Source organism: Streptomyces sp. NPDC030165, assembly GCF_055573595.1.
In genome coordinates, this window is record NZ_JBVIBD010000023.1 from 80,711 (window position 1) to 105,482 (window position 24,772).

Below are 24,772 nucleotides of genomic sequence, written 5' to 3' on the forward strand. Positions count from 1 at the left end.
GAGGCGGCGGGTGGGTGGGGGAGGGGAAGGGAGACATACGAGCGCCGTTCGGCGTAATACGAACGGGCGGCGGCTAGAGAGCCGAACTGTGCCCGGGGCCCAGCCATACCCCGGGCGAATGAGAACGCCCGCGACCTGAGCCGTAGGGCCAAACGGCTGAAACGCGGTGCGCCGTGAGAGCCGGCCGCGGCCATCGGTCTGACAGGCCGGTGCCTGGAGCCCCGTCTAACACTTTCGGCTACACCGCGCTGCCCGACTGCCGAGGAAGCACGAACGAGAAGGAGAGGGACATGCGGGGGACCAAGGGCTTTTCTGTGACAAGCGCCAGGGAGCCAGCACATGAGTGAGATGGGAGAGGAGGAGAGGACAGCGCGCGCGGCATTGACGCGCATCGTGGAGCCCGGTGACGAGACGGTAGGGCGTTGGCTGCGGCAGACGAGACCGGCTCACCTCGTACAGGCTCTGTTCGGTGAGCGGGACATGCCGCCCGGAGTGTCGAAGGAGAAGTTCAAAAGCCTGCGCCTGCGAGCGGCCCGGACAGACGTCGATAGATCAGCTGCCGACCTTGCGGCCGTCGTCGCACTCGGCGGCCGGTTCATCTGCCCCGGAGACGACGAGTGGCCGCAGCAATTGAACGATCTGGGGGACGGGAGGCCCATCGGTCTATGGGTGCGCGGGAGTGCGAACCTGCGCATGTGGGCCTTGAGGTCCGTCGCGGTTGTCGGCGCTCGCGCCTGCACCGAGTACGGCGCTCATTTGGCGGCAACCCTCGGCGCAGGACTGGCCGACCGCGGCTGGACGGTCGTGTCCGGGGCTGCTTACGGAGTGGACGGCGCGGCTCATCGGGGTGCCCTGGCAGCAGAGGGAGCCTCCGTCGCCGTGCTGGCCTCCGGCGTGGACCACGCCTACCCGCGGGGGCACACCGAGTTGATCCATCGGCTGGCGGAACAGGGGCTCGTGATCGCGGAGTTGCCGCCGGGTGATCACCCGACCCGCAGTCGTTTCATCCTGCGGAACCGAGTCATCGCGGCGCTCACCCGCGGAACGGTGGTGGTGGAGGCCGAACTGCGCAGCGGATCGCTGGTCACCGCTCGGCGGGCGACGGAGCTGGGCCGGTTCACCATGGGGATGCCGGGGCCGGTCACCAGCGGACTGTCGGCCGGCGTGCACCAACTTCTACGCGGCGAGGCCATGGTGGTCACCGATGCCGCCGAAGTCATCGAGCTGGTCGGCAGTATCGGCGACCTGGCTCCCGCACAGCGCGGGCCGGTTCTCGCACGTGACCTTCTTGATCCGGTGGCATCCCGGGTGCTCGAAGCGGTCCCCGCGCGGGGTGGCGCGGACTCGCGGCGGCTGGCGCGGGACTCGGGCACGGCAGAGGAAGTCGCGCAGGGCAAGCTCTTCGAGCTGCAGTCGCTGGGATTCGTTCAAAGGTGTGGTGCTGTCTGGGGGTTGGCGCGACGTTCGGCAGCCGCTACGGGTTCCCGGCGAGGCAGTGCTTGACCTGCGGCGAACGGGTGAAAAGGTGAGGAGAATGACCGCAGGATCCAGGTTTGCCGCGCTTCAGCCCGTAGGGTCCCGCCGTCGCTGGACGGCGGCAGGGCGTCTCGGCCGCTGTCGTGGCGGCCGGTGGTGAAGCCGCGTACGGCGGAGCGTGCGCCGGGCGCCCGTGACGACGCTTCCATCCCCCTGCGAGTGGAATTGGTGTCGCCTCCTGTAACCCGGGGGTGCGGGCAGCGGAACGTATCTGCGCACTCCCGGTCGACCCTTCATCGCGCATCGCGACACTGCAGTCACGCTACGCTCACGAGTAATTGAACCTCACGCACGTGTTCCCAGTGTTTCGGCAGAACGGCTCAAGGCAACGAATGCCCCAGCACACCTCCGGATCCGACCGCGCGGCCGCGCCCCCCGCCGCGCGCGGTAGCGTGCGCCCCACCGCGCCCACCTCGTTGGAGGAGCTGTGGCGCGCCTACAAGGCTTCGGGCGACGGACGGCTGCGTGAGCAGCTGATCCTGCACTACTCGCCCCTGGTGAAGTACGTTGCCGGCCGGGTCAGCGTCGGCCTGCCGCCCAACGTCGAGCAGGCCGACTTCGTCTCCTCCGGGGTCTTCGGGCTCATCGACGCCATCGAGAAGTTCGACCCCGAGCGGTCGATCAAGTTCGAGACGTACGCCATCACCCGCATCCGGGGCGCGATGATCGACGAGCTGCGGGCACTGGACTGGATCCCGCGGTCGGTACGGCAGAAGGCCAGGGCGGTCGAGCGGGCGTACGCCACGCTGGAGGCCCAGCTACGGCGCACCCCGTCCGAAGCGGAGGTGGCCTCGGAGATGGGCATCGCGCTGGAGGAACTGCACGGGGTCTTCAGCCAATTGTCCCTGGCCAACGTCGTCGCCCTGGAGGAGCTGCTGCACGTCGGTGGCGAGGGCGGCGACCGGCTGAGTCTCATGGACACCCTGGAGGACCCGGCTGCCGACAATCCGGTCGAGGTGGCCGAGGACCGCGAGCTGCGGCGGCTGCTCGCCCGGGCCATCAACACGCTCCCCGAGCGTGAGAAGACCGTCGTCACGCTCTACTACTACGAGGGCCTCACGCTCGCCGAAATCGGCAACGTCCTCGGGGTCACCGAGAGCCGGGTCAGCCAGATCCACACCAAGTCCGTACTCCAGCTCCGCGCCAAACTGGCAGACGTGGGGCGGTGAGCCGGGAGCGGGGATGGGCCCGCCGGTGTCCTGTGCCCGAGGACGCGCCTTCGCGTGCACGAGGGCGCTCTCGTCGCCAGTCGCCAATGGCGAGCAGGGGAAGGGGGCCGCCGGGGCCGGGCTGTGCGCGTGGGTGCTGGTGAACGGGCTCGCGACTGAGAACGTGCAGCCTTGACGTCCACGTCTCGCTGAGCTCGCTTTGCGCCGCGGTCTGCCGATTGACCTTTTGTGCATTCTTGTCCCTCCTCGGAGTCCCGGTCCGTCCGGGCCTTCCGTGACTCGCGCTCGCTCTCCCGGCTTCTCCCCCTCCCCCCCGCCCACCCACCTCCACCGCCTCCGACGCCCGCCTCTGCCGCTCTGCCTCCACGGGCTCCGCCACCCGCCTTCTGCCGCTGCGGCCTCCGCCACCTACCGCCTCAGCCGCCCGCCTTCGTCACTCCGCCAGCGTGGTCTCCGCCTTCGCCGGCGCGGCCTCCGCCACTCGCCTCCGTCACTCCGCCAGTGTGGTCTCCGCCTCGGTTCCAGGCGCAGTCTGCTTCTCGGAGGTGTTCGCATCTGGGATTGCGCGAGAGATCGTGGTGGTCCTGGCCGCCTTTTCGTGAGCCCGGGGCGCCAAGTCCGGTCGCCCCCTCCCAGCGTCGGCGCAGGCCTGACTCGGCGCGGAGGGAGCAGTGCGCTCCGTCGCGCCGTCAGGACGCAGCGGATTACCAGGTCTGTCGCGAGTGCTTGAGCCGTAGCGCAACCGCCGCTGGTCCACCATCAGCGTCAGCGCTCGCCCACACAGCGGCACCCGCGACGAGCGCCCACACCTTGGCCTCGCGTGCCACCTCGTCCCTCGCCCACGTGTTCGCTTCGGCCGGGTGCGTTCACCTGCGCAGTCGATCTACGGCCGCCGCCACCGACACGTTCGCCTGGAGCCGGTCTGGCCTCGGTTCTTCCCGTCATTGGCTTGCCGCGGTTTCCTCCTCTTCTCGGCGTCGTTCGCTGTCGTTCTCTCGGGTGTCGGCATGGACACATCGTGATGCGGAGTGCCGTGCCCGGCGTGCCATCCGTAGAGTGGTGACGTGCCCAGGATTCGAGCGGCCTCTGTGGCCGAGCACCGGACGATGCAGCGTGGCGCCCTTCTGGACGCCGCCCGCACCCTGCTGTCCGAAGGCGGGACCGAGGCGTTGACCTTCCCCGCCCTCGCTGAGCGAACGGGTCTCGCGCGCTCCTCCGTCTACGAGTACTTCCGTTCCCGCGCGGCTGTCGTCGAAGAGCTCTGCGCTGTCGACTTCCCCGTGTGGGCGGCTGAGGTCGAGGCGGCGATAGAGCGGGTCGAGACGCCCGAGGCCAAGATCGAGGCGTACGTGCGCCAACAGCTCGCGCTGGTCGGCGACCGCCGTCACCGGGCCGTCGTCGCGATCTCGGCAGGCGAGCTGGACGCAGGCGCGCGGGAGAAGATCCGTGCCGCGCACGGTGGACTGATCGCGATGATCGTGGAGGCCCTGGCCTGCCTCGGTCACGAGCAGCCGCGACTCGCCGCCATGCTGCTTCAGGGAATCGTCGACGCCGCTGTCCGCCGCATCGAGCTCGGGGCCGCGGAAGACCCGACGCAGATCACGGAGGCCGCGGTCGCCATGGTTCTGGGCGGCGTAAGAGGCTGATCGGTCGAGCCGTCCCCCTTTTCGGTGGGTGGCGAATGGGTGGGGTGGACGTGCGCCGCCGCTGGTCGGCGTTCGGAGGTACGGGAGAAGGCGGAGCCCGCTTCTGAGCCCGGCCCGGACCAGCGGCCCCCGCACGTCGTGACTGAGGTGAACGCGGCTGGCCGCGGCGGCCTGGTTCGCCACTCGGCTCAGGTACGCCGATGACCGGAAGCAGCCGTGACGGGACCGGGTGCAGCATCGCGGCGGGGAGCAGGGACAGCGGGTCCAAGTAGGTCTTGCCGCGGAGCAGGCCCCAGTGCAGGCACGGGCCGGAGCAGTGGAAAGGGCCCGGGCCGAGCGTGGCTACCGGCTGGCCTGCGGTGACGTGATCGTCCTTGCGGACCGTCGGGTGGACCGGTTCGTACGTGGTGCGTAGCGGCGGGTGGCCGGACTCCGAGACCTCGATCGACAGGACGCCTCGGCCCGCCACCTGGCCGGCGAAGAGCACGCGCCCGGGGGCAGCGGCTCGTACCGTCGCGTCCTTGGCCGCGAGGAGATCCACCCCCCGATGGCCGGGCGCCCAGGGGGCGGGCGGGGGCTCCCACCCGCGCGCGACAGTGGGCCGCGCGCCGGCCGGTCCGGTGACCGGCCAGGCCCGGTCGCCGGTGGTCGCCGGCGCGGGGACGCCCGGGCCGGTGGCGAGCGGTCGGCCGGGCGGCGGAGGCAGATGACGCTCCGGTGACCTCGCGAGCTTCGCGGAGCCGGCTGATGGAGCTTCCTCGGCGAACGCCACGCCGGCCGCTGTGGCTCCGGCCAGCAGCACGGCTGACGCGGTGCTCATCGCGCAGAGGGCCAGGAGGCGGACGGCTGGGGGAGTGGTGCGCCGGACGCCCGCCACCGGCCGGACACGGGCAGCGGGCGAAGCAGGGATTGGCCACCGGGCTCGACCGCCATGGCAATCATGGCCGCCGTGACCAGCGCGGTCGGCGCGTTCGGGAGCAGGCCCGGCGCACCCGGCACGCGCGACGCCCACGGCGTGCACGCCACGCCCAGCGCATATGGCCCGGACGCCACGCCCGGCCGGTACGGCCCGCACGCCACGCCCGGCCGGTACGGCCCACACGTCACGCCCGGCCGGTACGGCCCACACGCCACGTGCGGCATCGGCAGGACCTACCGGGCGGATCCCCCCAAGCGCCCCCCGAGCTCGGCAGCCATCGCTGGTACCCACAGCCCGCTCAGCCCGCTCAGCCCGTGCAGTCCGTGCAGTCCGTTCAGCAAGTCCAGCAAGTCCAGCAAGTCCAGCACGTAAAGCCCGCCCCGGATGCCAGTCGATTACCGCGCGTACGGTCTCGAAAACAGTTCGTTGTCGCATGTCACGACGATGACCTGTCCGGCCGCGGCTTGGGGATCTTGAGCCGGATCGGTGGATTACCGGCGGGTTGTGTACAACCGCGTCACCCGTGCGATACCTCGGATCCGGGCACTGACCTCAAATCCCGGCACCGGAACGCTCCCGCACGCCCCTCCGACCCCGCCCCCACACCACCCCCACCCCACTCCAACCCTGGCCGAAAGGAGCGTGTCGCCCGTCCCTTCGGCGGTCCCGTACACTTCTTGTGGCGATCCGGGTCACCGGGTCGACTTCGCACGCCCCGCCACCAGCGCAACAGTTCCCATTCGGGCAGCGCGGTGGCCGCGCCCCTCGGTCCTCGGAAGGCTCCGCAAGGTTCCTTCCCCGGCAGAGCGCGCCGGGGCGTCAGGCACTGCGGCCGCCCGGCCGCAGTGGAACCGAGTAACACGAGGAGTACGGCCATGGCCGTCGTCACGATGCGGGAGCTGCTGGAGAGCGGCGTCCACTTCGGGCACCAGACCCGCCGTTGGAACCCGAAGATGAAGCGCTTCATCTTCACGGAGCGCAACGGTATCTACATCATCGACCTGCTCCAGTCGCTGTCGTACATCGACCGCGCCTACGAGTTCGTCAAGGAGACCGTCGCCCACGGTGGCTCGGTCATGTTCGTCGGCACCAAGAAGCAGGCCCAGGAGGCCATTGCCGAGCAGGCGACCCGCGTGGGCATGCCCTACGTGAACCAGCGCTGGCTCGGCGGCATGCTGACCAACTTCTCGACCGTCTACAAGCGCCTGCAGCGCCTGAAGGAGCTCGAGCAGATCGACTTCGAGGATGTGGCCGCCTCCGGCCTCACCAAGAAGGAGCTGCTGGTCCTCTCTCGCGAGAAGGCCAAGCTGGAGAAGACCCTCGGCGGTATCCGCGAGATGCAGAAGGTGCCCAGCGCCGTCTGGATCGTGGACACCAAGAAGGAGCACATCGCCGTCGGCGAGGCGCGCAAGCTCAACATCCCGGTCGTGGCGATCCTCGACACGAACTGCGACCCGGACGAGGTCGACTACAAGATCCCGGGTAACGACGACGCGATCCGCTCCGTCACCCTCCTCACCCGCGTGATCGCCGACGCCGTCGCCGAGGGCCTCATCGCCCGCTCCGGCGTCGCCACCGGCGACCAGAAGCCGGGCGAGAAGGCCGGCGAGCCGCTCGCCGAGTGGGAGCGCGACCTGCTCGAGGGCGACAAGAAGGCCGACTCCGAGGACGCCGCCAAGGCCGAGGACAAGCCCGCCGAGGCCCCCGCCGCCGAGGCGCCTGCCGCTGAGGCCCCTGCCGCCGCCGAGGCCGAGAAGCCGGCCGCCGAGCAGGCCTGACGCCGCACGACCGGTTGACGACGGCGGGGGAGAGCGCCACGAGCGCTGCCCCCGCCGTCCACCCGTAGATCTTTCGACTGTCGAGATTTCGAGAAGAGATTCACAGACCATGGCGAACTACACCGCCGCGGACGTCAAGAAGCTCCGTGAGCTGACCGGCGCCGGCATGATGGACTGCAAGAAGGCCCTGGACGAGGCCGAGGGCAACGTCGACAAGGCCGTGGAGATCCTCCGCGTCAAGGGCCAGAAGGGCGTCGCCAAGCGCGAGAGCCGTTCGGCCGAGAACGGCGCCGTCGTCTCCCTCATCTCCGAGGACAAGACCTCCGGTGTCCTGCTCGAGCTGAAGTGCGAGACGGACTTCGTCGCCAAGGGCGAGAAGTTCCTGGCCGTCGCCAACGCGCTGGCCGCGCATGTCGCCAAGACCTCCCCGGCCGACATCGAGGCGCTGCTCGCCTCCGAGATCGAGGCCGGCAAGACCGTCCAGGCGTACGTCGACGAGGCCAACGCCACGCTCGGCGAGAAGATCGTCCTGGACCGCTTCGCGCAGTTCTCCGGTGGCTACGTCGCGGCCTACATGCACCGCACCATGCCCGACCTCCCGCCGCAGGTCGGCGTCCTGGTCGAGCTGGACAAGGAGAACGCCGAGACCGCCAAGGACGTCGCGCAGCACATCGCCGCGTTCGCGCCGAAGTACCTCACCCGTGAGGACGTTCCGGCCGACGTCGTCGAGAACGAGCGTCGCGTGGCCGAGGCCACCTCGCGCGAGGAGGGCAAGCCCGAGGCCGCCCTCCCGAAGATCGTCGAGGGTCGCGTCAACGGCTTCTTCAAGGAGAACACGCTGCTGGCGCAGCCCTTCGCGAAGGACAACAAGAAGTCCGTCGAGAAGGTCCTGGAAGAGGCCGGTGTCTCGCTGAAGCGCTTCGCGCGCATCCGCGTCGGCGCCTGAGCCCAGCCGTGAGCCTTGTCGCCAAGGCCAGCGAATGACCTGCGGCCCCGCTAGGGTCGTACGCAGTCGGCCGCGTACCGGCCGGCCGCAGATGTGACGAGGAGGCCATTGCCGTACAGGGATCTGAACCAGACCCCCGGCAATGGCCTTCTTCGTATGTGCACGAGGAGAGCGTGATGAATCAGGGTGCCGACGGCGCGGACACAGCCCACAAAGCCGACAGTGACGGGAAGGGACGCTTCCTGCTGAAGCTGTCGGGCGAAGCGTTCGCCGGCGGCGGCGGACTGGGCGTCGACCCCGATGTCGTGCACGCCATCGCCCGCGAGATCGCAGCCGTGGTCCGCGACGGCTACGAGATCGCCATCGTGATCGGCGGCGGCAACTTCTTCCGTGGTGCCGAACTGCAGCAGCGCGGCATGGACCGCGCCCGCTCGGACTACATGGGCATGCTCGGCACGGTCATGAACTGCCTGGCCCTCCAGGACTTCCTGGAGAAGGAGGGCATCGACTGCCGGGTCCAGACCGCCATCACCATGGGACAGGTCGCGGAGCCGTACATTCCGCTGCGCGCCGTGCGCCACATGGAGAAGGGCCGCGTGGTCATCTTCGGGGCGGGCATGGGCATGCCGTACTTCTCCACCGACACCACCGCGGCCCAGCGCGCCCTGGAGGTCGGCGCCGAGGCCATGCTGATGGGCAAGAACGGGGTGGACGGGGTCTACGACGCCGACCCCAAGAAGTTCCCGGACGCGGTGAAGTTCGACGCCCTGGAGTACGGCGAGGTCATCACCCGCGACCTCAAGGTCGCCGACGCCACCGCCATCACGCTCTGCCGTGACAACAAGCTTCCGATCCTCGTCTTCGAGCTGCTCGCCGAGGGCAACATCGCGCGCGCGGTGAAGGGTGAGAAGATCGGCACGCTCGTCAGCGATCAGGGCACCCGGGCCTGACGGCCCCAACTGCCGTATTGCCGTACGGGCAAGGCTCCGTACGGGCGGCAACCCCGTGCCGTGGGAAGACCTCGGCACGGGGATGGACAATGGCCTGCCGGTCGGACACCGTGCAGGAGAAGACGCGCGGCAGGGGCGAGGCTCTGCTTCTTACCGAAAAGACCAGGAGCAAGTGGTGATCGAAGAGATCCTCCTCGAGGCCGAGGAGAAGATGGAGAAGGCCGTCGTGGTCGCCAAGGAGGACTTCGCCGCGATTCGCACCGGACGTGCGCACCCGGCGATGTTCAACAAGATCGTGGCGGACTACTACGGTGCCATGACGCCGATCAACCAGCTGGCGTCGTTCTCGGTACCCGAACCGCGGATGGCCGTGGTGACCCCGTTCGACAAGAGCGCGCTGCGCAACATCGAGCAGGCCATCCGGGACTCCGACCTGGGCGTCAACCCGAGCAACGACGGCCATATCATTCGCGTGAACTTCCCGGAGCTCACCGAGGAGCGCCGCCGGGAGTTCATCAAGGTCGCCAAGAACAAGGCCGAGGACTCGAAGATCTCGATCCGCAGCATCCGGCGCAAGGCCAAGGAAACCCTCGACAAGCTCGTCAAGGACAAGGAGTCCGGCGAGGACGAGGTGCGCCGGGCGGAGAAGGAGCTCGACGACACCACCGCGAAGTACGTCGCGCAGGTGGACGAGCTCCTCAAGCACAAGGAATCCGAGCTCCTCGAGGTCTGATGAACGAGTCATCCTGGGGGGCCCCGCCTGGCGTCGGCCAAGCCGGTCAATGGGGACCACCCGACCAGGGACCCGCCGGTTCGGCGGGTCCCGCGCACGACTGGGGCGCGGCGGCGCAGACTCGCCCCATGCCCATCGTGCCCGACGCAGGCGGACACCAGGACGACGACCGGAAACCTCTGGACGACGACCGGGACCACAGGGACGACCGGGGGGCCGCTCGGCTGAGCGGCCCCCTGTTCCGCGACGAACAGCCGCAGGAGCCCATGCCCACCTCTTTGCCGGGGCCCGACAGCTCACAGCAACCCCCCAAGCCGCAGAAGAAGAGCGCGGGACGCAACCTCCGGGCCGCCATAGGGGTCGGCGTCGGCCTCGGCGCGGTCATCCTCTTCTCGCTCTTCGTCTACAAGCCGCTGTTCGTGGGCGTCATAGTGATCGCGGTCGTCGTGGGCCTGTGGGAGCTGACCTCGCGGCTGGCGGAGCGCAAGGACGTCAAGGTCCCCCTGGTCCCGCTCGCGCTCGGCGGTACGGCGATGGTGGTCGCCGGCTACGTGCGCGGCGCGGAGGGCGCCTGGGTGGCGATGGCGCTCACCGCCCTCGCCGCCCTGGTATGGCGCATGACGGAGGCGCCCGAGAACTACCTCAGGGACGTCACGGCAGGCGTCTTCGCGGCGTTCTACGTGCCGTTCCTGGCGACGTTCGTGGCGATGATGCTCGCCGCCGACGACGGGCCGCAGCGCGTCCTGACGTTCCTGCTGCTGACCGTCGTCAGCGACACGGGCGCGTACGCGGTGGGCTGGCGCTTCGGCAAGAACAAGCTCGCGCCGCGCATCAGCCCCGGCAAGACCCGCGAGGGGCTGCTGGGCGCGGTGCTGTTCGCCATGGTCGCGGGCGCGCTGTGCATGCAGTTGATCATCACGGACGGCGCCTGGTGGCAGGGGCTCGTCCTGGGCATCGCCGTCGCGGCCAGCGCGACGCTCGGTGACCTCGGCGAGTCCATGATCAAGCGGGACCTCGGCATCAAGGACATGGGCACCCTGCTGCCCGGCCACGGCGGGATCATGGACCGCCTGGACTCCCTCCTGCCGACCGCCCCGATCGTCTGGCTGCTGTATGTGATCTTCGTCGGATCCGGCTGACCAGCGGTTTCCCCGTACGAACGCAGGGCCCGCCACACTTGCGTGGCGGGCCCTGCGCACGTCGGAAGCCCCCTCGGATCGCGTCGGCGATCGTCACTTCGTACGTCTGCGACACTGGAAGAACCATGCCTAAGCCCGGAGAACTCACTTTCGTCGCGCCGCGCGGAGCCAAGAAGCCCCCGCGGCACCTTGCCGATCTCACCCCCGCCGAGCGGCGCGAAGCCGTGGCCGCGGCCGGTGAGAAGCCGTTCCGCGCCAAGCAGCTGTCGCAGCACTACTTCGCGCGGTACGCGCACGACCCGGCGGAGTGGACGGACATCCCGGCCGCGGCGCGGGAGAAGCTGGCGACGGAGCTGCTGCCCGAGCTGATGAGTGTGGTGCGGCACATCTCCTGTGACGACGACACGACCCGCAAGACGCTGTGGAGGCTCCACGACGGCACCCTCGTGGAGTCCGTGCTGATGCGCTACCCGGACCGGGTCACCATGTGCATCTCGTCGCAGGCCGGGTGCGGCATGAACTGTCCGTTCTGCGCGACGGGACAGGCCGGCCTGGACCGGAACCTCTCCACCGCCGAGATCGTTCATCAGATCGTCGACGGCATGCGGGCGCTGCGCGACGGTGAGGTGCCGGGTGGGCCGGCCCGGCTGTCCAACATCGTCTTCATGGGCATGGGCGAGCCGCTGGCGAACTACAACCGGGTCGTGGGCGCGATCCGGCGGCTGACCGACCCCGAACCCGACGGGGTGGGCCTGTCCCAGCGGGGCATCACGGTGTCCACGGTCGGTCTCGTCCCGGCGATGCTGCGGTTCGCGGACGAAGGCCTGAAGTGCCGGCTCGCGGTGTCGCTGCACGCGCCCGACGACGAGCTGCGCGACACCCTCGTACCGGTCAACACGCGCTGGAAGGTGCGTGAGGTGCTGGACGCGGCCTGGGAGTACGCGGAGAAGTCCGGCCGGCGGATCTCGATCGAGTACGCCCTGATCCGGGACATCAACGACCAGGCCTGGCGGGGCGACCTCCTGGGCCGCCTGCTCAAGGGCAAGCGCGTCCATGTCAACCTGATTCCGCTGAACCCGACGCCCGGCTCGAAGTGGACCGCTTCGCGCCCCGAGGACGAGAAGGCGTTCGTCGAGGCCATCGCCGCGCACGGCGTGCCGGTGACCGTCCGCGACACGCGCGGGCAGGAGATCGACGGTGCCTGCGGACAGCTCGCTGCCTCGGAGCGCTGACCGCCCGCTGGTACTGTGTGATCGAACAAATGCACATTCCGACAGGGGAGCGCCACAGCGCTGAGAGTGCGGCAGTGTCACGGACCGAGCGTCACGGACACCGAGGTGCCGCAGACCCTTGAACCTCGCCCGGGTCATTCCGGGTAGGAAGTTCGGTCGTCACTCATGCTGTTGCGCCCCATCCGGGCTTCCCACGAAGCGCCGGGTGGGGCCGCGTCTCTTCCTGGCCAGCCAGGAGGAATTCAGTGAGCACCACCACAAGGATCACCGTCACGGCGCTGGCCGTCGCGGCCGGCATGACGGCGCTCGCCGCGTGCGGCTCGGGCGGCAGCGGCGGCGGCAAGGATCCGAAGACGGTCACGCTCGTCAGCCACGACTCCTTCAACGTCTCCAAGTCCGTGCTGGCGGAGTTCACCGAGCGGACCGGCTACAAGGTCGACGTGCTCAAGGGCGGGGACGCGGGCAAGGCCGTCAACCAGGCGGTCCTCTCGAAGAGCAACCCCCAGGGGGACGTCTTCTTCGGCATCGACAACACGCTGCTGTCGCGCGGCCTGAAGGAGGGGCTCTTCAGCCCGTACCAGGCCAAGGGGCTGGCGAGCGTCCCCGAGGAACTGCAGCTCGACAAGGAGGAGCACCGGGTGACGCCGGTCGATTACGGCGACACCTGCGTCAACTACGACCGGGCCTACTTCGCCGAGCACAAGATCGCGCCGCCGAAGACCTTCGACGACCTGCTCAAGCCCGAGTACAAGGGGCTGCTGGTCACCGAGAACTCCGCCACGTCGTCGCCGGGGCTCGCCTTCCAGCTCGGCACCATCGCCGAGTACGGCGAGTCCGGCTGGCAGGACTACTGGAAGAAGCTCAAGGACAACGGCGTGGAGGTCGTCGACGGCTGGGAGCAGGCCTACAACGAGCGGTTCTCCGGCTCGGCGGCCGGCAAGGGCAAAGGTGACAAGCCCCTGGTCGTCTCCTACGCGTCCAGCCCGCCGGTGGAGGTGCTCGGCAAGAAGCCGGCCCCCAAGGAGGCGCCGACCGGCGTCGCGACGGGTACGTGCTTCCGGCAGATCGAGTTCGCGGGCCTGCTCAAGGGCGCCGGGAACGAGAAGGGCGGCAAGGCGCTGCTGGACTTCCTGCTGAGCAAGGAGTTCCAGGAGGACGTGCCGCTCCAGATGTTCGTCAACCCGGCGCGTACGGACGCGAAGGTGCCGGAGCTTTTCACCAAGTACGGCGAGAAGATCGACAAGCCGAGGACGGTGGCCCCGGAGGACATCACCGAGAACCGCGAACAGTGGATCAAGCAGTGGTCCTCGCTCGTCCTGAAGTGACCGGCCGCGAGAGGCGGGCGCGCCGCTCACGGGGAACGGCCGTGCGGCTCTCCCTGATGGCCCTGCCGCTCGCCTTTTTCGCGCTGTTCTTCGCCTACCCGGTCGCCGCGATCGTCGGGCGCGGGCTGAAGGACGGCGGACGGTGGCAGCTGAGCCGGGCCGGGGAGGTGCTCCGCGACCCGGACGTCCTGCACGTCCTGTGGTTCACCGTCTGGCAGGCGGCGGCCTCGACCGGGCTCACGCTGCTGATCGCGCTCCCCGGCGCGTATGTCTTCGCGCGCTTCGAATTCCCCGGAAAGCAGCTGCTGCGGTCCGTCGTCGCGGTGCCATTCGTCCTGCCGACGGTGGTGGTGGGCTCGGCGTTCCTGGCCCTGGTCGGGCGCGGCGGGGTGCTGGACGACCTGTGGGGCGTACGGCTGGACACGTCGGTGTGGGCGATCCTGCTGGCGCACGTGTTCTTCAACTACGCCGTGGTCGTCCGGACCGTCGCCGGCCTCTGGGGGCAGCTCGACCCGCGGCAGGAGGAAGCGGCCCGGGTGCTCGGCGCCTCCCGCTGGGGCGCCTGGCGGCGGGTGACGCTGCCCGCCCTGGCGCCGGCCGTCGCGGCCGCCGCACTGATGGTCTTCCTCTTCACCTTCACCTCCTTCGGGGTGGTGCAGATCCTGGGCGGACCGCAGTTCTCCACGCTGGAGGTGGAGATCTACCGGCAGACCGCCGACTTCCTGGACCTCCCTACGGCCGCCGTCCTCACCTTGCTGCAGTTCGCCGCCGTACTGGCACTGCTGGCCCTGCACGCCTGGACCGTACGGCGGCGGGAGTCCACCCTCACGCTCGTCGGCCCGGCGCAGACGGTGCGGCGGCCGCGCGGGGCCGGGCAGTGGGCGCTGCTGTGGGGGACGCTCGTCGTGATCGCGCTGCTGTTGGTGGTGCCGCTGGTGGTGCTGATCGAGCGGTCCTTCGCCAGTGCGGACGGTTACGGGCTCGTCTTCTACCGGGCGCTGCGGTCCGCCGCCTCGATGGACAGCACGTTCGCCGTCGCCCCGCTGAACGCCCTGCGGAACTCGCTCGCCTACGGGGCGGCCGCCACGCTGATCGCCCTGGTGGTGGGCGGGCTGGCGGCGGCCGCGCTGACGAAGCGGGGCGGCAGGCTGGTGCGGGGTTTCGACGCGTTGCTGATGCTGCCCCTCGGCGTTTCGGCCGTGACCGTCGGCTTCGGTTTTCTGATCACTCTCGACGAGCCGCCGCTCGATCTGCGGTCCTCGTGGTGGCTGGTACCGCTGGCACAGGCGCTGGTCGGGGTGCCCTTCGTCGTACGGACCATGCTGCCCGTGCTGCGCGCGGTGGACGAGCGGCTGCGGGAGGCGGCGGCGGTGCTCGGGGCTTCGCCCTGGCGGGTGTGGCGCGAGGTCGACCTGCCGCTCGTACGGCGGGCGCTGCTGATCGCCGCGGGGTTCGCCTTCGCCGTGTCGCTGGGCGAGTTCGGCGCGACGGTCTTCATCGCACGGCCGGACAACCCGACGCTGCCGGTGGCCGTCGCGCGGCTGCTGGGACGCGCCGGAGAACTCAACTACGGACAGGCCATGGCGCTGTCCACGATCTTGATGGTGGTGTGCGCGGGCGCGCTGCTGGCGCTGGAGCGCGTCCGTACCGATCAGGCCGGAGAGTTTTAGATGGCGGAACACGCTGACACAGCCACGGAGCACGCCGGCACGGCGACGGGCCGGGCGCTGCTGCGGCTGGAGGACGTCACCGTCCGCTTCCGTGACGGGCAGCCGCCCGCGCTGGACGCGGTGGACCTGGACGTCGCCGCGCAGGAGATCGTCTGCGTGCTGGGGCCCAGCGGCAGCGGGAAGTCCACCCTTCTGCGGGTCGTGGCGGGGCTGCGGGACGCCGACGCGGGCCGCGTGTTGCTGGAGGGCCGCGACCAGTCGGGCGTACCGACGCACCGACGTGGTGTCGGGCTGATGTTCCAGGACCACCAGCTCTTCCCGCAGCGGGACGTGGGCGGCAACGTGGCCTTCGGCCTGCGCATGCGCGGTGTCTCCCGCACCGAGCAGGAGCGCACGGTGGCCGGGCTCCTGGACCTCGTCGGCCTGCCGGGCGCGCAGCGACGCGCCGTCGCGGCGCTGTCCGGAGGCGAGCAGCAGCGGGTCGCGCTGGCCCGGGCGCTCGCGCCGCGGCCCCGGCTGCTGATGCTGGACGAACCGCTCGGCCAGCTCGACCGCGGCCTGCGTGAGCGCCTGGTCGTCGAACTGCGGCGGGTGTTCGGGGAGGTGGGTACGACCGTGCTGGCGGTGACCCACGACCAGGGCGAGGCGTTCGCGCTGGCCGACCGGGTGGTGGTCATGCAGGAGGGGCGCATCGCGCAGAGCGGCACGCCGCTGGAGGTCTGGCAGCGCCCCGCCACCGAGTTCGTCGCCCGCTTCCTCGGCTTCGACAACGTGGTGGAGGCGACGGTACGCGGCGGGTCCGCCGGCACCCCCTGGGGCAAGCTCCCCGTGCCGGAAGGGACGGCGGACGGGCCGTGCCGTCTGCTCGTCCGCCCGGCCGGCGTACGGATCACGACCGCCACGGACGGCCTTCCGTGCACCGTCACGGCCCGCACCTTCCGCGGCACCCACGTCACGCTCCTCCTCCAGCCGGCGGCCGGCCCGCAGCTGGAGGCGGCCTGCGCGCTGCGCGACGCCCCGGAGGACGGGGAGCGGGTGGGCGTCCTCTTCACGGCGGATGACATCGTGGTGCTGGACCGCTGAAGGGCGCCGTCGGGCGGGTGGGTGCCCCCCGGTGACCGGACTGTTCGCGGGGCCGGCAGCAGACCACCGGGGACACGTCGGGGCGCCTGCCACCGGGCACCACCAAGTCCATTGCGTACGTGGGAATCACGGCCTGCGCCCGGTCGTGCGGGCCATGGGACGAGGCGGCGGTCGCGGGCCCGGACGGCGTGGGGCCGGGACCGTTCCTACGACGAGCTGGTGCGGCTGCTCGTCGGCTGAGTCCGCCCGGCACTTCCGGCACCGGACCGGTCGTCGCCTTTCGCCGGCTGCCCGACCAGCGCCTTCGCGTCCTGCCCGGACGTGGCCGCGGTACCGGACCCGTGCGAACGGCCGCCCGGGGCCACACCCGAGTCGCCCGCCGCACCTGACACGGCGGCGTCGGGTGTTCCGGCCGCGGAGCCGTCCTCCGGCTCGCCGAACCAGGCGACAGCAACGGCGCCGGCCACGGCGACGACGAAGCCGAGTACGGCGACCCAGGCGAAGCCGGGCCGGGAGGAGTCACCGAGCCAGAGCACCCCGAGGATGCCCGGCACCACCGTTTCACCCACCACCAGCGCCGCCGTGGCGCCGTTGACCGAACCGATCTGGAGGGCCACCGTGTGCAGGTACATACCGCCGATCCCGGCGACGAGAATCGCGTAGAGCGCCGGGTCGGCCAGGAGCGTCGGCAGGTTGAACGGGTCGACGCCGTTCAGGACACGCACACCGACACCGAGCGCGCCGAAGCCCAGACCGGACAGCAGACCGGCGAGGATCGCGGCGCGGCTGCCGAGCAGCCGGACGGCCAGCGTCCCCCCGCCGATCAGCGCCACCGAGGCGATCAGCAGCCACCAGTGCGTGGTCGTCGAAGCGTCACCGCCGCCCTCCGGGCCGGCAGCCGTGGCCAGCAGGACCAGCGCCGAGCAGACCACGGCGATGGAGGCCCATTCGGGGCGGTTCAGCCGGATGCCGAGCAGCTTGATGCTGAGAACGGCGGTGATCACGAGGTTGGCGCTGATGACGGTCTGCGAGAGGAAGAGCGGCAGCAGCCGGGCAGCCAGCGCGCCGAGACCGAACCCCACGAAGTCCAGCACCGTACCGACCATGAACTCCCACGTCACGGCAGCCTTGGCGGTGGAGGAGAGGCTGGGCCCGCCGTGCTGGGTGACGCCGGTCGTGGACGCGGCGGCCGCCTCCCGGCGCGCGGACTTGCGCGATCCCACCGCTTGCAGGACCGACCCCGTGCCGTAGCAGGCCGAGGCCGCTACCGCCGTCAGAAGACCGATGACCACCAAGAACTCCGTTCGCGCACTGCATGGATTTACCTGTGCATTACCTGGCTAGCCAGACGTGGAATCGGGGACGGGAGTTGCCTCGGACGGTCAAACAGATACGCCGGGGCCGAAGGTGCCCGCCTCGTCCGGTCACGTCGTCGGTTTCGTCCCGGCGGCGGGAGCAGGGGTGCCTGTGAGGTGGACCAGTGCTTCCGGAGCCTCCTCCACCGAGTCGACCAGGGCGATCCTGTCGGCCATGGCACGCTCCGCGGCGAGCGCTTGCAGCAGAGGCCAAGCGGGCAGCCGCTCGGTCCAGTGGGTTCGGTCGACGAGCACCATCGGGGTCGGCTCGCCCCGCGAGCCGTAGTAGTTCGGAGTCGCGTTGTCGAAGATCTCCTGCACGGTGCCCGCCGCGCCCGGCAGGAAGACGACCCCGGCGTTCGAACGTGCCAGGAGGCCGTCCTCGCGGACCGCGTTGACGAAGTACTTGGCGATGTGGGCCGCGAAGGCGTTCGGCGGCTCGTGCCCGTAGAACCAGGTGGGGATGCCGACCGAGTCGCCGCCGCCCGGCCAGCGGCCGCGTACCTCGAAAGCGGCCCGCGCCCAGTCCGTCACCGAGGGGCTGAAGTGCGGGACCTTGGCGAGCAGGGCGAGACTCTCGTCGAGCATGGCGTCGTCGAAGGGCGCGGCGTAGGCGCCGAGGTTCACGGCTTCCATCGCGCCCGGGCCGCCGCCCGTGGCGACCGTCAGGCCGGTACGGGCGAGCTGCCGGCCGAGCCGGGCCGCGCCTGCGTACGCGTCGGATCCGCGTTCCAGCGCGTGCCCGCCCATGATGCCGACGACGCGGGTGCCGGCGAGGTGCTCGTCCAGCGCGTCCGAGACGGCGTCGTCGTGGATGCTGCGCAGCATCGAGGCGAAGACGTCGCCGTCGGACATGGTCCGCCGGTACCAGTCGTAGGCCTGGGCGTCGGGGGTCGCCGCGTAGCCGGCTTCGGTGGCGAGGGCCTCGAAGAGTTCGTCGGGCGAGTAGAGGCTGCCGCGGTACGGGTCGAAGGGCAGGTCCGGTATCGGGGGGAAGACCAGAGCGCCGCCCGCTCGCACGCTCGCGGCGGCCTCCGGCTCCATCCGGCAGCCGAGGAAGACGGCGTCGGAGGCCGGTGTGCCGAGCAGGGCCGATGTGCGACCGGTCAGGTCGACGGACTGGACGCGGCAACCGCGGAGGCCGCCCGAGGCCAGGACGCGGTCGAATTCCGCGAGCGTCTCGATCTCGCGGTCGCTGCCGCGGCGTTGCGACCGCTCGATGGGGCGATGGGGTACGGGGGACTCGGAGTTCGGCTGCACGCCCGACATCGTAAGCGGGCGGGGGTGAGGGCGGGGTGGGTGCCCGGTGCCGGCCTCGGGGGCCGCCTGTGGGAGGCGGGCTGTGGGGCTCGGGACCGGTGGGCAGGTGAGCTGTCGGCGACGACGGCTGCGGAAGAGGGCGTGGCGAGGGCCTCAGTGGAGGAGGGGAAGGGCGGCGAGTTCGGCGATGGCCCAGGTCAGAGGGGCCAGGACGAGAAGGAGGGCCAGGATGCGCAGGGCGGAGGCGCGGTGGAGGAGCGAGCGGGGAGTGCCGAGACGGCGGAGGGCGGCGGTGGTGTGCGTACGGGCCCAGCGGGCTTCCAGGGCCGCCGTGAGGGCGCTGGCGGTGACGCAGGCCAGGACGAGCGCCGCGCCCAGCCCCGTGAGGGGGCCGAAAGGCCGGGTGGGGGCGGCTTCGTAGACCTTCGCCGCCGCGTACGTACCGGAGGCGACCGCGCAGAGGACGCCGAGCGGGCGGCCGATGCGCCGGGACTCCTCCTGGAGGACGCGGCCCGCGAGGAGGCGGACGGCGCCCGGGCGGCCGGCGGCGAGCAGGCGGCCGGACAGCTGTGTCAGGCCCGGCCCTGCCAGGACCAGGCCGAGGGTGGACAGCGCCCAGCCCGCCAGGACGCCCGGCGGGCTGCCGATGAGGCGCTCGGGCAACGGGAGGAGGGTCTCGGCGTCGGCGGCGCCCCGGCTGACGTAGGTCTCCAGGGCGAGGCCGGCTGCCGTCAGCGTGATCCCCCACGGGAGTGCGGCGGGCATGGACGAGCCGGTGCTGTTGGTGTCCATGGCGGTGAGGGGCTCGCCGGCCCCGGCGGCCGCCTTGGCTCCGCGCCGGTCACCGTGGGCGTCCTTGCGGGGGCGTAGGACGACGGCGGTGGCGGTGGCGGCCGTCAGCGGGACGACGGCGAGCAGCAACAGCGTGCCGGCCGGCGGAAGCGGGTGGCCCGCGCCGAGGAGCCGGGTGGCGGAATCGGCGGCGGTCGCGCCGCCCAGGTCGCCACGGAGCGAGAGGAAGACGAGCAGCGCGAGGAAGCTGCCCAGGACGCAGGAGACGGCGGTGGTGGTAGCGGCGATCAAGGTCAGCCGGACGGGGCCCAACCCGGCGGCGGACATGCCCCGTTGCGGGCGGGAGGCGGGGTCGGTGCGGGCCGCGGACACGGCGAGCTGGGTGGTGGCCGCGACCGGAACGGCGCACCACAGCAGGCGTACGAAGGAGTCCGTGGCCGTTGCCGGGTGGGCGGCGGCGTGGCCGAGTGCGGCCAGCAGGAGGAAGCCGGTGCCGGCGGAGGCGGCGGCCACGAGCAGGCGGCGCAGCAGGACGAGGGGGTGGGCCCCGCGGGCTAGACGGAGAGCGAGCACTCTGCCCTGCTTTCCTTGTCGGGAGCGGGGGCCTTGGGGCCGACGCGACGGCCGTCGAGGAGGGACACGGTGCGGTCCGCGAGCGTGTCGGCCTCGGGTTCGTGGGTGGCGAGGACGACCGTGATGTCGTGGGAGCGGGCGGCCGTGGTGATGGCGCGCAGTACCTGGGCGGCGTCGGCGCGGTGCAGGGGCGCGGTGGGCTCGTCGGCGAACAGGACCTGGGGCGCGCAGGCCAGGGCGCGGGCGATGGCGATGCGCTGGCGCTGCGACTGGTCGAGGCGGCCGGGGCGTTGGCGGGCGCACATGCCCACGTCCAGCCGGTCCAGCCATTCGCCGGCGGTCTGCTTGGCGGTGCGGTGTCCGATGCCGCGCAGCAGCAGGGGGAGGGCGGCGTTCTCCCAGGCGGTCAGTTCGGGAACGAGGTGCGGTTCGGTGTCCACCCAGCCGAACCGGTCCAGGCGCAGCCGTTCACGGCTGAGGGGGGAGAGGGTGTGCACGGGTGAACTGTTGAACCAGATCTCGCCGTCGTCCGGGACAAGTTGGCCGGAAAGGCACCGCAGGAGTGTCGTCTTGCCGCAGCCGCGAGGCCCGGTGACAGCGAGGATCTCGCCCTCGCGGACACCGACGGATACGCCCGCGAGCGCGGGGGAGCCGGCGTGTGTGTGGTGCAGGCCGCGCGCCCAGAGAACGTCGTTGTCAGGTGGGGCCACCATCTGCGCACCTCATGCTCGTCGCGTCCGATCGTTCCCCCAACCGGGTGAACGACCATGGAGGGTATCGGTCACTGGCACGGTAAGGAGTGGCGACCCTCGGTATTCGGCGCTCGCCGCGCACCACGGCTGAGGTTCACTCAAATGGCGGCTTATATGAAAAATCTGGATGGAGGGGGCGGTGGCGGCGGAGTGCCGGGAGCGGTCGGGCGGGCGGGGCCCGCGCTCGTCCGGGGTCCGCGCCCGCTCGACGGGCGTGCGGGTCCGCTGGTCCGCGGTGCCGCGCGCATCGCGGGCGGGCGCGTGAGCCTGCAAAAACGCTCGTGTGGTCGGCTGCGGGTGCGGACCCGCGACGGGCGCGGGGCGGGGGCGCGAACAACCCGCCCCCGCCCCGGCCTCGTGCCGCCCGTGCCTCAGAGCTTGCTCCAGGCCTCCGTGAGCGTGCCCCGCAGGATCTGTTCGATCTCGTCGAAGACCGGCTGGTCGGCGATGAGGGGCGGGGCGAGCTGGACGACCGGGTCGCCGCGGTCGTCGGCGCGGCAGTAGAGGCCGTTGTCGAAGAGGGCCTTGGAGAGGAAGCCGTACAGGACGCGTTCGGTCTCCTCGTCGTTGAAGGACTCCTTGGTGGTCTTGTCCTTGACGAGTTCGATGCCGTAGAAGAAGCCGTTGCCGCGGACGTCGCCGACGATCGGCAGGTCGTGGAGCTTCTTCAAGGTGCCGAAGAACGCTTCTTCCTTGTCCAGCACGTGCTGGTTGAGGCTCTCGCGCTCGAAGATGTCGAGGTTGGCGCAGGCGACGGCGGCGGAGACCGGGTGGCCGCCGAAGGTGTAGCCGTGCAGGAAGGTGTTGTCGCCCTTGTAGAACGGCTCGGCCAGCCGGTCGGAGATGATGCAGGCGCCGATCGGTGAGTAGCCCGAGGTCATGCCCTTGGCGCAGGTGATCATGTCGGGCACGTAGTCGAACTTGTCGCAGGCGAACATCGTGCCGAGGCGGCCGAAGGCGCAGATGACCTCGTCGGAGACGAGCAGTACGTCGTGGCGGTCGCAGATCTCGCGGACCCGCTGGAAGTAGCCGGGCGGGGGCGGGAAGCAGCCGCCCGCGTTCTGCACCGGCTCCAGGAAGACGGCGGCGACGGTGTCCGGGCCCTCGAAGAGGATCTGTTGCTCGATCTGGTCGGCGGCCCAGCGGCCGAACGCCTCCGGGTCGTCGCCGAACAGCGGCGCCCGGTAGATGTTGGTGTTGGGGACCTTGTGCGCGCCGGGGACCAGCGGCTCGAACGGGGCCTTGAGGCCCGGCAGGCCGGTGATGGACAGGGCACCCTGCGGTGTGCCGTGGTAGGCCACGGCGCGCGATATCACCTTGTGCTTGGTGGGCTTGCCGGTGAGCTTGAAGTACTGCTTGGCCAGCTTCCACGCGGTCTCGACGGCCTCGCCGCCGCCGGTGGTGAAGAAGACCTTGTTCAGATCGCCGGGCGCGTAGTGGGCCAGCCGCTCGGCCAGCTCGACGGCCTTGGGGTGGGCGTACGACCAGATGGGGAAGAACGCCAGCTCCTGGGCCTGCTTGAGCGCGGTCTCGGCGAGTTCGGCGCGGCCGTGCCCGGCCTGGACGACGAAGAGGCCAGCCAGGCCGTCGATGTAGCGCTTGCCCTTGTCGTCGTAGATGTTCGTGCCCTCGCCGCGCACGATCGTCGGCACGGGGGCGTTCTCGTACGACGACATGCGGGTGAAGTGCATCCACAGGTGGTCGTAGGCCGTCTTCGAGAGGTCAGCAGTCATGGCTATCTGGTTCCCCAGGTGTAGGTCTGCTTACGGAGCTTGAGGTAGACGAAGCTCTCGGTGGTCCGGACGCCGGGCAGCGTGCGGATCCGCTTGTTGATCATTTCCAGGAGGTGGTCGTCGTCCTCGCAGACGATCTCGATGAGGAGATCGAAGGAGCCCGCGGTCATGACGACGTACTCGACCTCTTCCATGGCCGTCAGGGCGTCGGCCACCGGGTCGAGGTCACCTTCGACGTTGATCCCGACCATCGCCTGCCGCCGGAAGCCGACCGTGAGGGGGTCGGTGACCGCGACGATCTGCATCACGCCTTGGTCGAGCAGTTTCTGTACGCGTTGCCGCACCGCCGCCTCGGACAGGCCCACGGCCTTGCCGATCGCGGCGTACGGACGGCGGCCGTCCTCCTGGAGCTGCTCGATGATCGCCAGGGAGACGGAGTCGATCGACTGGGTGCCGTTTCTGTCACGAGTGGCCACAGCCCTCACTGTGCACGAGCCTCGTCAGTCCCGCAACCCCGATTCGATGAAATCGGTTGCGTGAGGGGTGCGACGCCACTGATTTCGTTGTTCATCCTTTGTGGGTATGTCGAAAACGTGGCCTACCTGGCTAGGGTGGGCATCTCAAGCACTGGACACCTGACTAGGAGGGGTCGCTCGTGACCACCGAACTGCGTCGGCTGCGCAACTACATCGACGGGGAGTTCCGGGACGCCGCCGACGGGCGGACCACGGAGGTGGTCAACCCGGCCACGGGTGAGGCGTACGCCACCGCTCCGCTGTCCGCCGCCGCGGACGTCGACGCCGCGATGGCCGCCGCCGAGGCCGCCTTCCCCGCCTGGCGCGACCTGGTGCCGGCCGAGCGCCAGAAGGTCCTGCTCAAGATCGCCGACCGCTTCGAGGAGCGGGCCGAGGAGCTGATCGCCGCCGAGTCGGAGAACTGCGGCAAGCCGGTCGCGCTGGTGCGCTCCGAGGAGATCCCGCCGATGGTGGACCAGATCCGCTTCTTCGCGGGGGCAGCGCGGATGCTGGAGGGCCGCGCGGCGGGCGAGTACATGGACGGCTTCACGTCCATCATCCGCCGCGAGCCGGTCGGCGTCTGCGCGCAGGTCGCGCCGTGGAACTACCCGATGATGATGGCGGTGTGGAAGTTCGCCCCGGCGCTGGCCGCGGGCAACACCGTCGTCCTCAAGCCCTCCGACACCACGCCCGCCTCGACCGTGCTGATCGCCGAGATCATCGGTGGCGTGCTGGACGAGCTGGGCCACAGCCGCGGCGTCTTCAACGTCATCTGCGGCGACCGCGACACCGGCCGTCTGATGGTCGAGCACAAGACCCCCGCGATGGCCTCGATCACCGGCTCCGTACGGGCCGGCATGCAGGTCGCCGAGTCGGCGTCCAAGGACCTCAAGCGGGTCCACCTGGAGCTGGGCGGCAAGGCCCCGGTCGTGGTCTTCGAGGACACCGACATCGCCAAGGCCGTCGAGGACATCTCGGTGGCGGGCTACTTCAACGCCGGCCAGGACTGTACGGCCGCGACCCGGGTGCTGGTCCACGAGTCCATCCACGACGAGTTCGTGACCGCGCTCGCCAAGGCGGCGGCCGACACCAAGACCGGCCCGGTGGACGACGAGGACGTGCTCTACGGCCCGCTGAACAACGCCAACCAGCTCGCGCAGGTCAAGCGCTTCATCGACGGCCTGCCCGCGCACGCCAAGATCGAGGCGGGCGGCCACCAGGTCGGCGAGAAGGGCTACTTCTACGCGCCGACCGTCGTCTCCGGCCTCCAGCAGGACGACGAGATCATCCAGCAGGAGGTCTTCGGGCCGGTCATCACCGTCCAGTCCTTCCGGGACGAGGACCAGGCCGTCGAGTGGTCCAACGGCGTCGAGTACGCGCTGGCGTCGTCGGTGTGGACCAAGGACCACGCGCGGGCGATGCGGATGTCCAAGAAGCTGGACTTCGGGTGCGTGTGGATCAACACCCACATCCCGCTGGTCGCCGAGATGCCGCACGGCGGGTTCAAGAAGTCCGGTTACGGCAAGGACCTGTCGGGCTACGGCTTCGAGGACTACACGCGCATCAAGCACGTGATGACGTCGCTGGACGGCTGAGCCCGTCCGGCTGTGGGGCGGGAGCCGCGTACTCCCGCCGCCGCTCGCTCGGCACACCGTCGTGGGCGGCG

General features: G+C 70.5%; 20 protein-coding genes. 13 read left to right on the top strand and 7 right to left on the bottom strand.

Annotation, left to right across the window (positions count from 1 at the left end):
- The first annotated feature begins 339 nt into the window (after positions 1-339).
- The 3 genes from dprA (at position 340) to ACZ4Z1_RS33685 (ending at position 4,351) form a co-directional block, all read left to right on the top strand.
- Complete coding sequence (gene dprA, locus ACZ4Z1_RS33675; protein ID WP_468490448.1) at positions 340-1,503, top strand: DNA-processing protein DprA; 1,164 nt, start codon at positions 340-342, stop codon at positions 1,501-1,503.
- Positions 1,504-1,868: 365 nt separating this feature from the next.
- Complete coding sequence (gene whiG / locus ACZ4Z1_RS33680) at positions 1,869-2,705, top strand: RNA polymerase sigma factor WhiG (RefSeq protein WP_468490449.1); 837 nt, start codon at positions 1,869-1,871, stop codon at positions 2,703-2,705.
- Between the two features lie 1,106 nt (positions 2,706-3,811).
- Positions 3,812-4,351: a TetR/AcrR family transcriptional regulator gene (locus ACZ4Z1_RS33685; protein WP_468490499.1), complete on the top strand. Its 540-nt coding sequence runs from the start codon at positions 3,812-3,814 to the stop codon at positions 4,349-4,351.
- On the opposite strand, the gene ACZ4Z1_RS33690 is transcribed toward ACZ4Z1_RS33685, so the two are convergent.
- Positions 4,305-5,705, bottom strand: coding sequence for a M23 family metallopeptidase (locus tag ACZ4Z1_RS33690; protein ID WP_468490450.1), 1,401 nt, complete (start codon positions 5,703-5,705; stop codon positions 4,305-4,307). The two genes, ACZ4Z1_RS33685 and ACZ4Z1_RS33690, sit on opposite strands and share 47 nt — an antisense overlap.
- Before the next feature lie 440 nt (positions 5,706-6,145).
- Here ACZ4Z1_RS33690 and rpsB point away from each other — a divergent pair, with 440 nt between their 5' ends.
- The 9 genes from rpsB to ACZ4Z1_RS33735 all read left to right on the top strand — a co-directional run bounded on the left by rpsB (position 6,146) and on the right by ACZ4Z1_RS33735 (position 16,126).
- A complete protein-coding gene (gene rpsB / locus ACZ4Z1_RS33695; RefSeq protein WP_468490451.1) occupies positions 6,146-7,048 on the top strand; it encodes a 30S ribosomal protein S2 in 903 nt (300 codons plus the stop codon).
- A 109-nt stretch (positions 7,049-7,157) separates the two neighbouring features.
- Positions 7,158-7,994, top strand: a complete 837-nt coding sequence (gene tsf / locus ACZ4Z1_RS33700; protein WP_468490452.1) for a translation elongation factor Ts — start codon at positions 7,158-7,160, stop codon at positions 7,992-7,994.
- 176 nt (positions 7,995-8,170) lie between these two features.
- Positions 8,171-8,944 (top strand): UMP kinase, encoded by a 774-nt coding sequence (gene pyrH / locus ACZ4Z1_RS33705; protein WP_030017377.1) that lies wholly within the window; start codon positions 8,171-8,173, stop codon positions 8,942-8,944.
- 175 nt (positions 8,945-9,119) lie between these two features.
- Positions 9,120-9,677: a ribosome recycling factor gene (frr, locus tag ACZ4Z1_RS33710; RefSeq protein WP_030017375.1), complete on the top strand. Its 558-nt coding sequence runs from the start codon at positions 9,120-9,122 to the stop codon at positions 9,675-9,677.
- Positions 9,677-10,816, top strand: coding sequence for a phosphatidate cytidylyltransferase (locus ACZ4Z1_RS33715; protein ID WP_468490453.1), 1,140 nt, complete (start codon positions 9,677-9,679; stop codon positions 10,814-10,816). Before frr ends, ACZ4Z1_RS33715 begins: the two co-directional genes overlap by 1 nt.
- A gap of 125 nt (positions 10,817-10,941) precedes the next feature.
- Positions 10,942-12,048, top strand: coding sequence for a dual-specificity RNA methyltransferase RlmN (gene rlmN, locus ACZ4Z1_RS33720; protein WP_468490454.1), 1,107 nt, complete (start codon positions 10,942-10,944; stop codon positions 12,046-12,048).
- A gap of 245 nt (positions 12,049-12,293) precedes the next feature.
- Positions 12,294-13,373, top strand: coding sequence for a thiamine ABC transporter substrate-binding protein (locus ACZ4Z1_RS33725; protein ID WP_468490455.1), 1,080 nt, complete (start codon positions 12,294-12,296; stop codon positions 13,371-13,373).
- Positions 13,374-13,429: 56 nt separating this feature from the next.
- The gene (locus ACZ4Z1_RS33730) at positions 13,430-15,043 is read left to right on the top strand and encodes an ABC transporter permease (RefSeq protein ID WP_468490500.1); all 1,614 of its coding nucleotides are present in this window, start codon (positions 13,430-13,432) and stop codon (positions 15,041-15,043) included.
- Positions 15,044-16,126 carry an ABC transporter ATP-binding protein gene (locus ACZ4Z1_RS33735; RefSeq protein WP_468490456.1) on the top strand — a complete coding sequence of 361 codons (1,083 nt, stop codon included), beginning with the start codon at positions 15,044-15,046 and terminating at the stop codon, positions 16,124-16,126.
- A gap of 206 nt (positions 16,127-16,332) precedes the next feature.
- On the opposite strand, the gene ACZ4Z1_RS33740 is transcribed toward ACZ4Z1_RS33735, so the two are convergent.
- The 6 genes from ACZ4Z1_RS33740 to ACZ4Z1_RS33765 all read right to left on the bottom strand — a co-directional run bounded on the left by ACZ4Z1_RS33740 (position 16,333) and on the right by ACZ4Z1_RS33765 (position 23,067).
- Entirely contained in the window at positions 16,333-17,418 is a 1,086-nt protein-coding gene (locus ACZ4Z1_RS33740; RefSeq protein WP_468490457.1) for a DMT family protein, read from the bottom strand.
- A gap of 132 nt (positions 17,419-17,550) precedes the next feature.
- Positions 17,551-18,702: an LOG family protein gene (locus tag ACZ4Z1_RS33745; RefSeq protein ID WP_468490501.1), complete on the bottom strand. Its 1,152-nt coding sequence runs from the start codon at positions 18,700-18,702 to the stop codon at positions 17,551-17,553.
- A 192-nt stretch (positions 18,703-18,894) separates the two neighbouring features.
- Positions 18,895-20,106, bottom strand: coding sequence for a hypothetical protein (locus ACZ4Z1_RS33750; RefSeq protein ID WP_468490458.1), 1,212 nt, complete (start codon positions 20,104-20,106; stop codon positions 18,895-18,897).
- The gene (locus ACZ4Z1_RS33755; protein WP_468490459.1) at positions 20,088-20,819 is read right to left on the bottom strand and encodes an ABC transporter ATP-binding protein; all 732 of its coding nucleotides are present in this window, start codon (positions 20,817-20,819) and stop codon (positions 20,088-20,090) included. The genes ACZ4Z1_RS33750 and ACZ4Z1_RS33755 overlap by 19 nt, the downstream gene beginning before the upstream one ends.
- Before the next feature lie 410 nt (positions 20,820-21,229).
- Positions 21,230-22,591 carry an aspartate aminotransferase family protein gene (locus ACZ4Z1_RS33760; RefSeq protein WP_468490460.1) on the bottom strand — a complete coding sequence of 454 codons (1,362 nt, stop codon included), beginning with the start codon at positions 22,589-22,591 and terminating at the stop codon, positions 21,230-21,232.
- Positions 22,592-22,593: 2 nt separating this feature from the next.
- Positions 22,594-23,067, bottom strand: a complete 474-nt coding sequence (locus ACZ4Z1_RS33765; protein ID WP_003980199.1) for an Lrp/AsnC family transcriptional regulator — start codon at positions 23,065-23,067, stop codon at positions 22,594-22,596.
- A 179-nt stretch (positions 23,068-23,246) separates the two neighbouring features.
- Between ACZ4Z1_RS33765 and ACZ4Z1_RS33770 the strand changes: the two genes are divergently transcribed.
- Positions 23,247-24,701, top strand: a complete 1,455-nt coding sequence (locus ACZ4Z1_RS33770; RefSeq protein ID WP_468490461.1) for a gamma-aminobutyraldehyde dehydrogenase — start codon at positions 23,247-23,249, stop codon at positions 24,699-24,701.
- Positions 24,702-24,772: the final 71 nt, after the last annotated feature.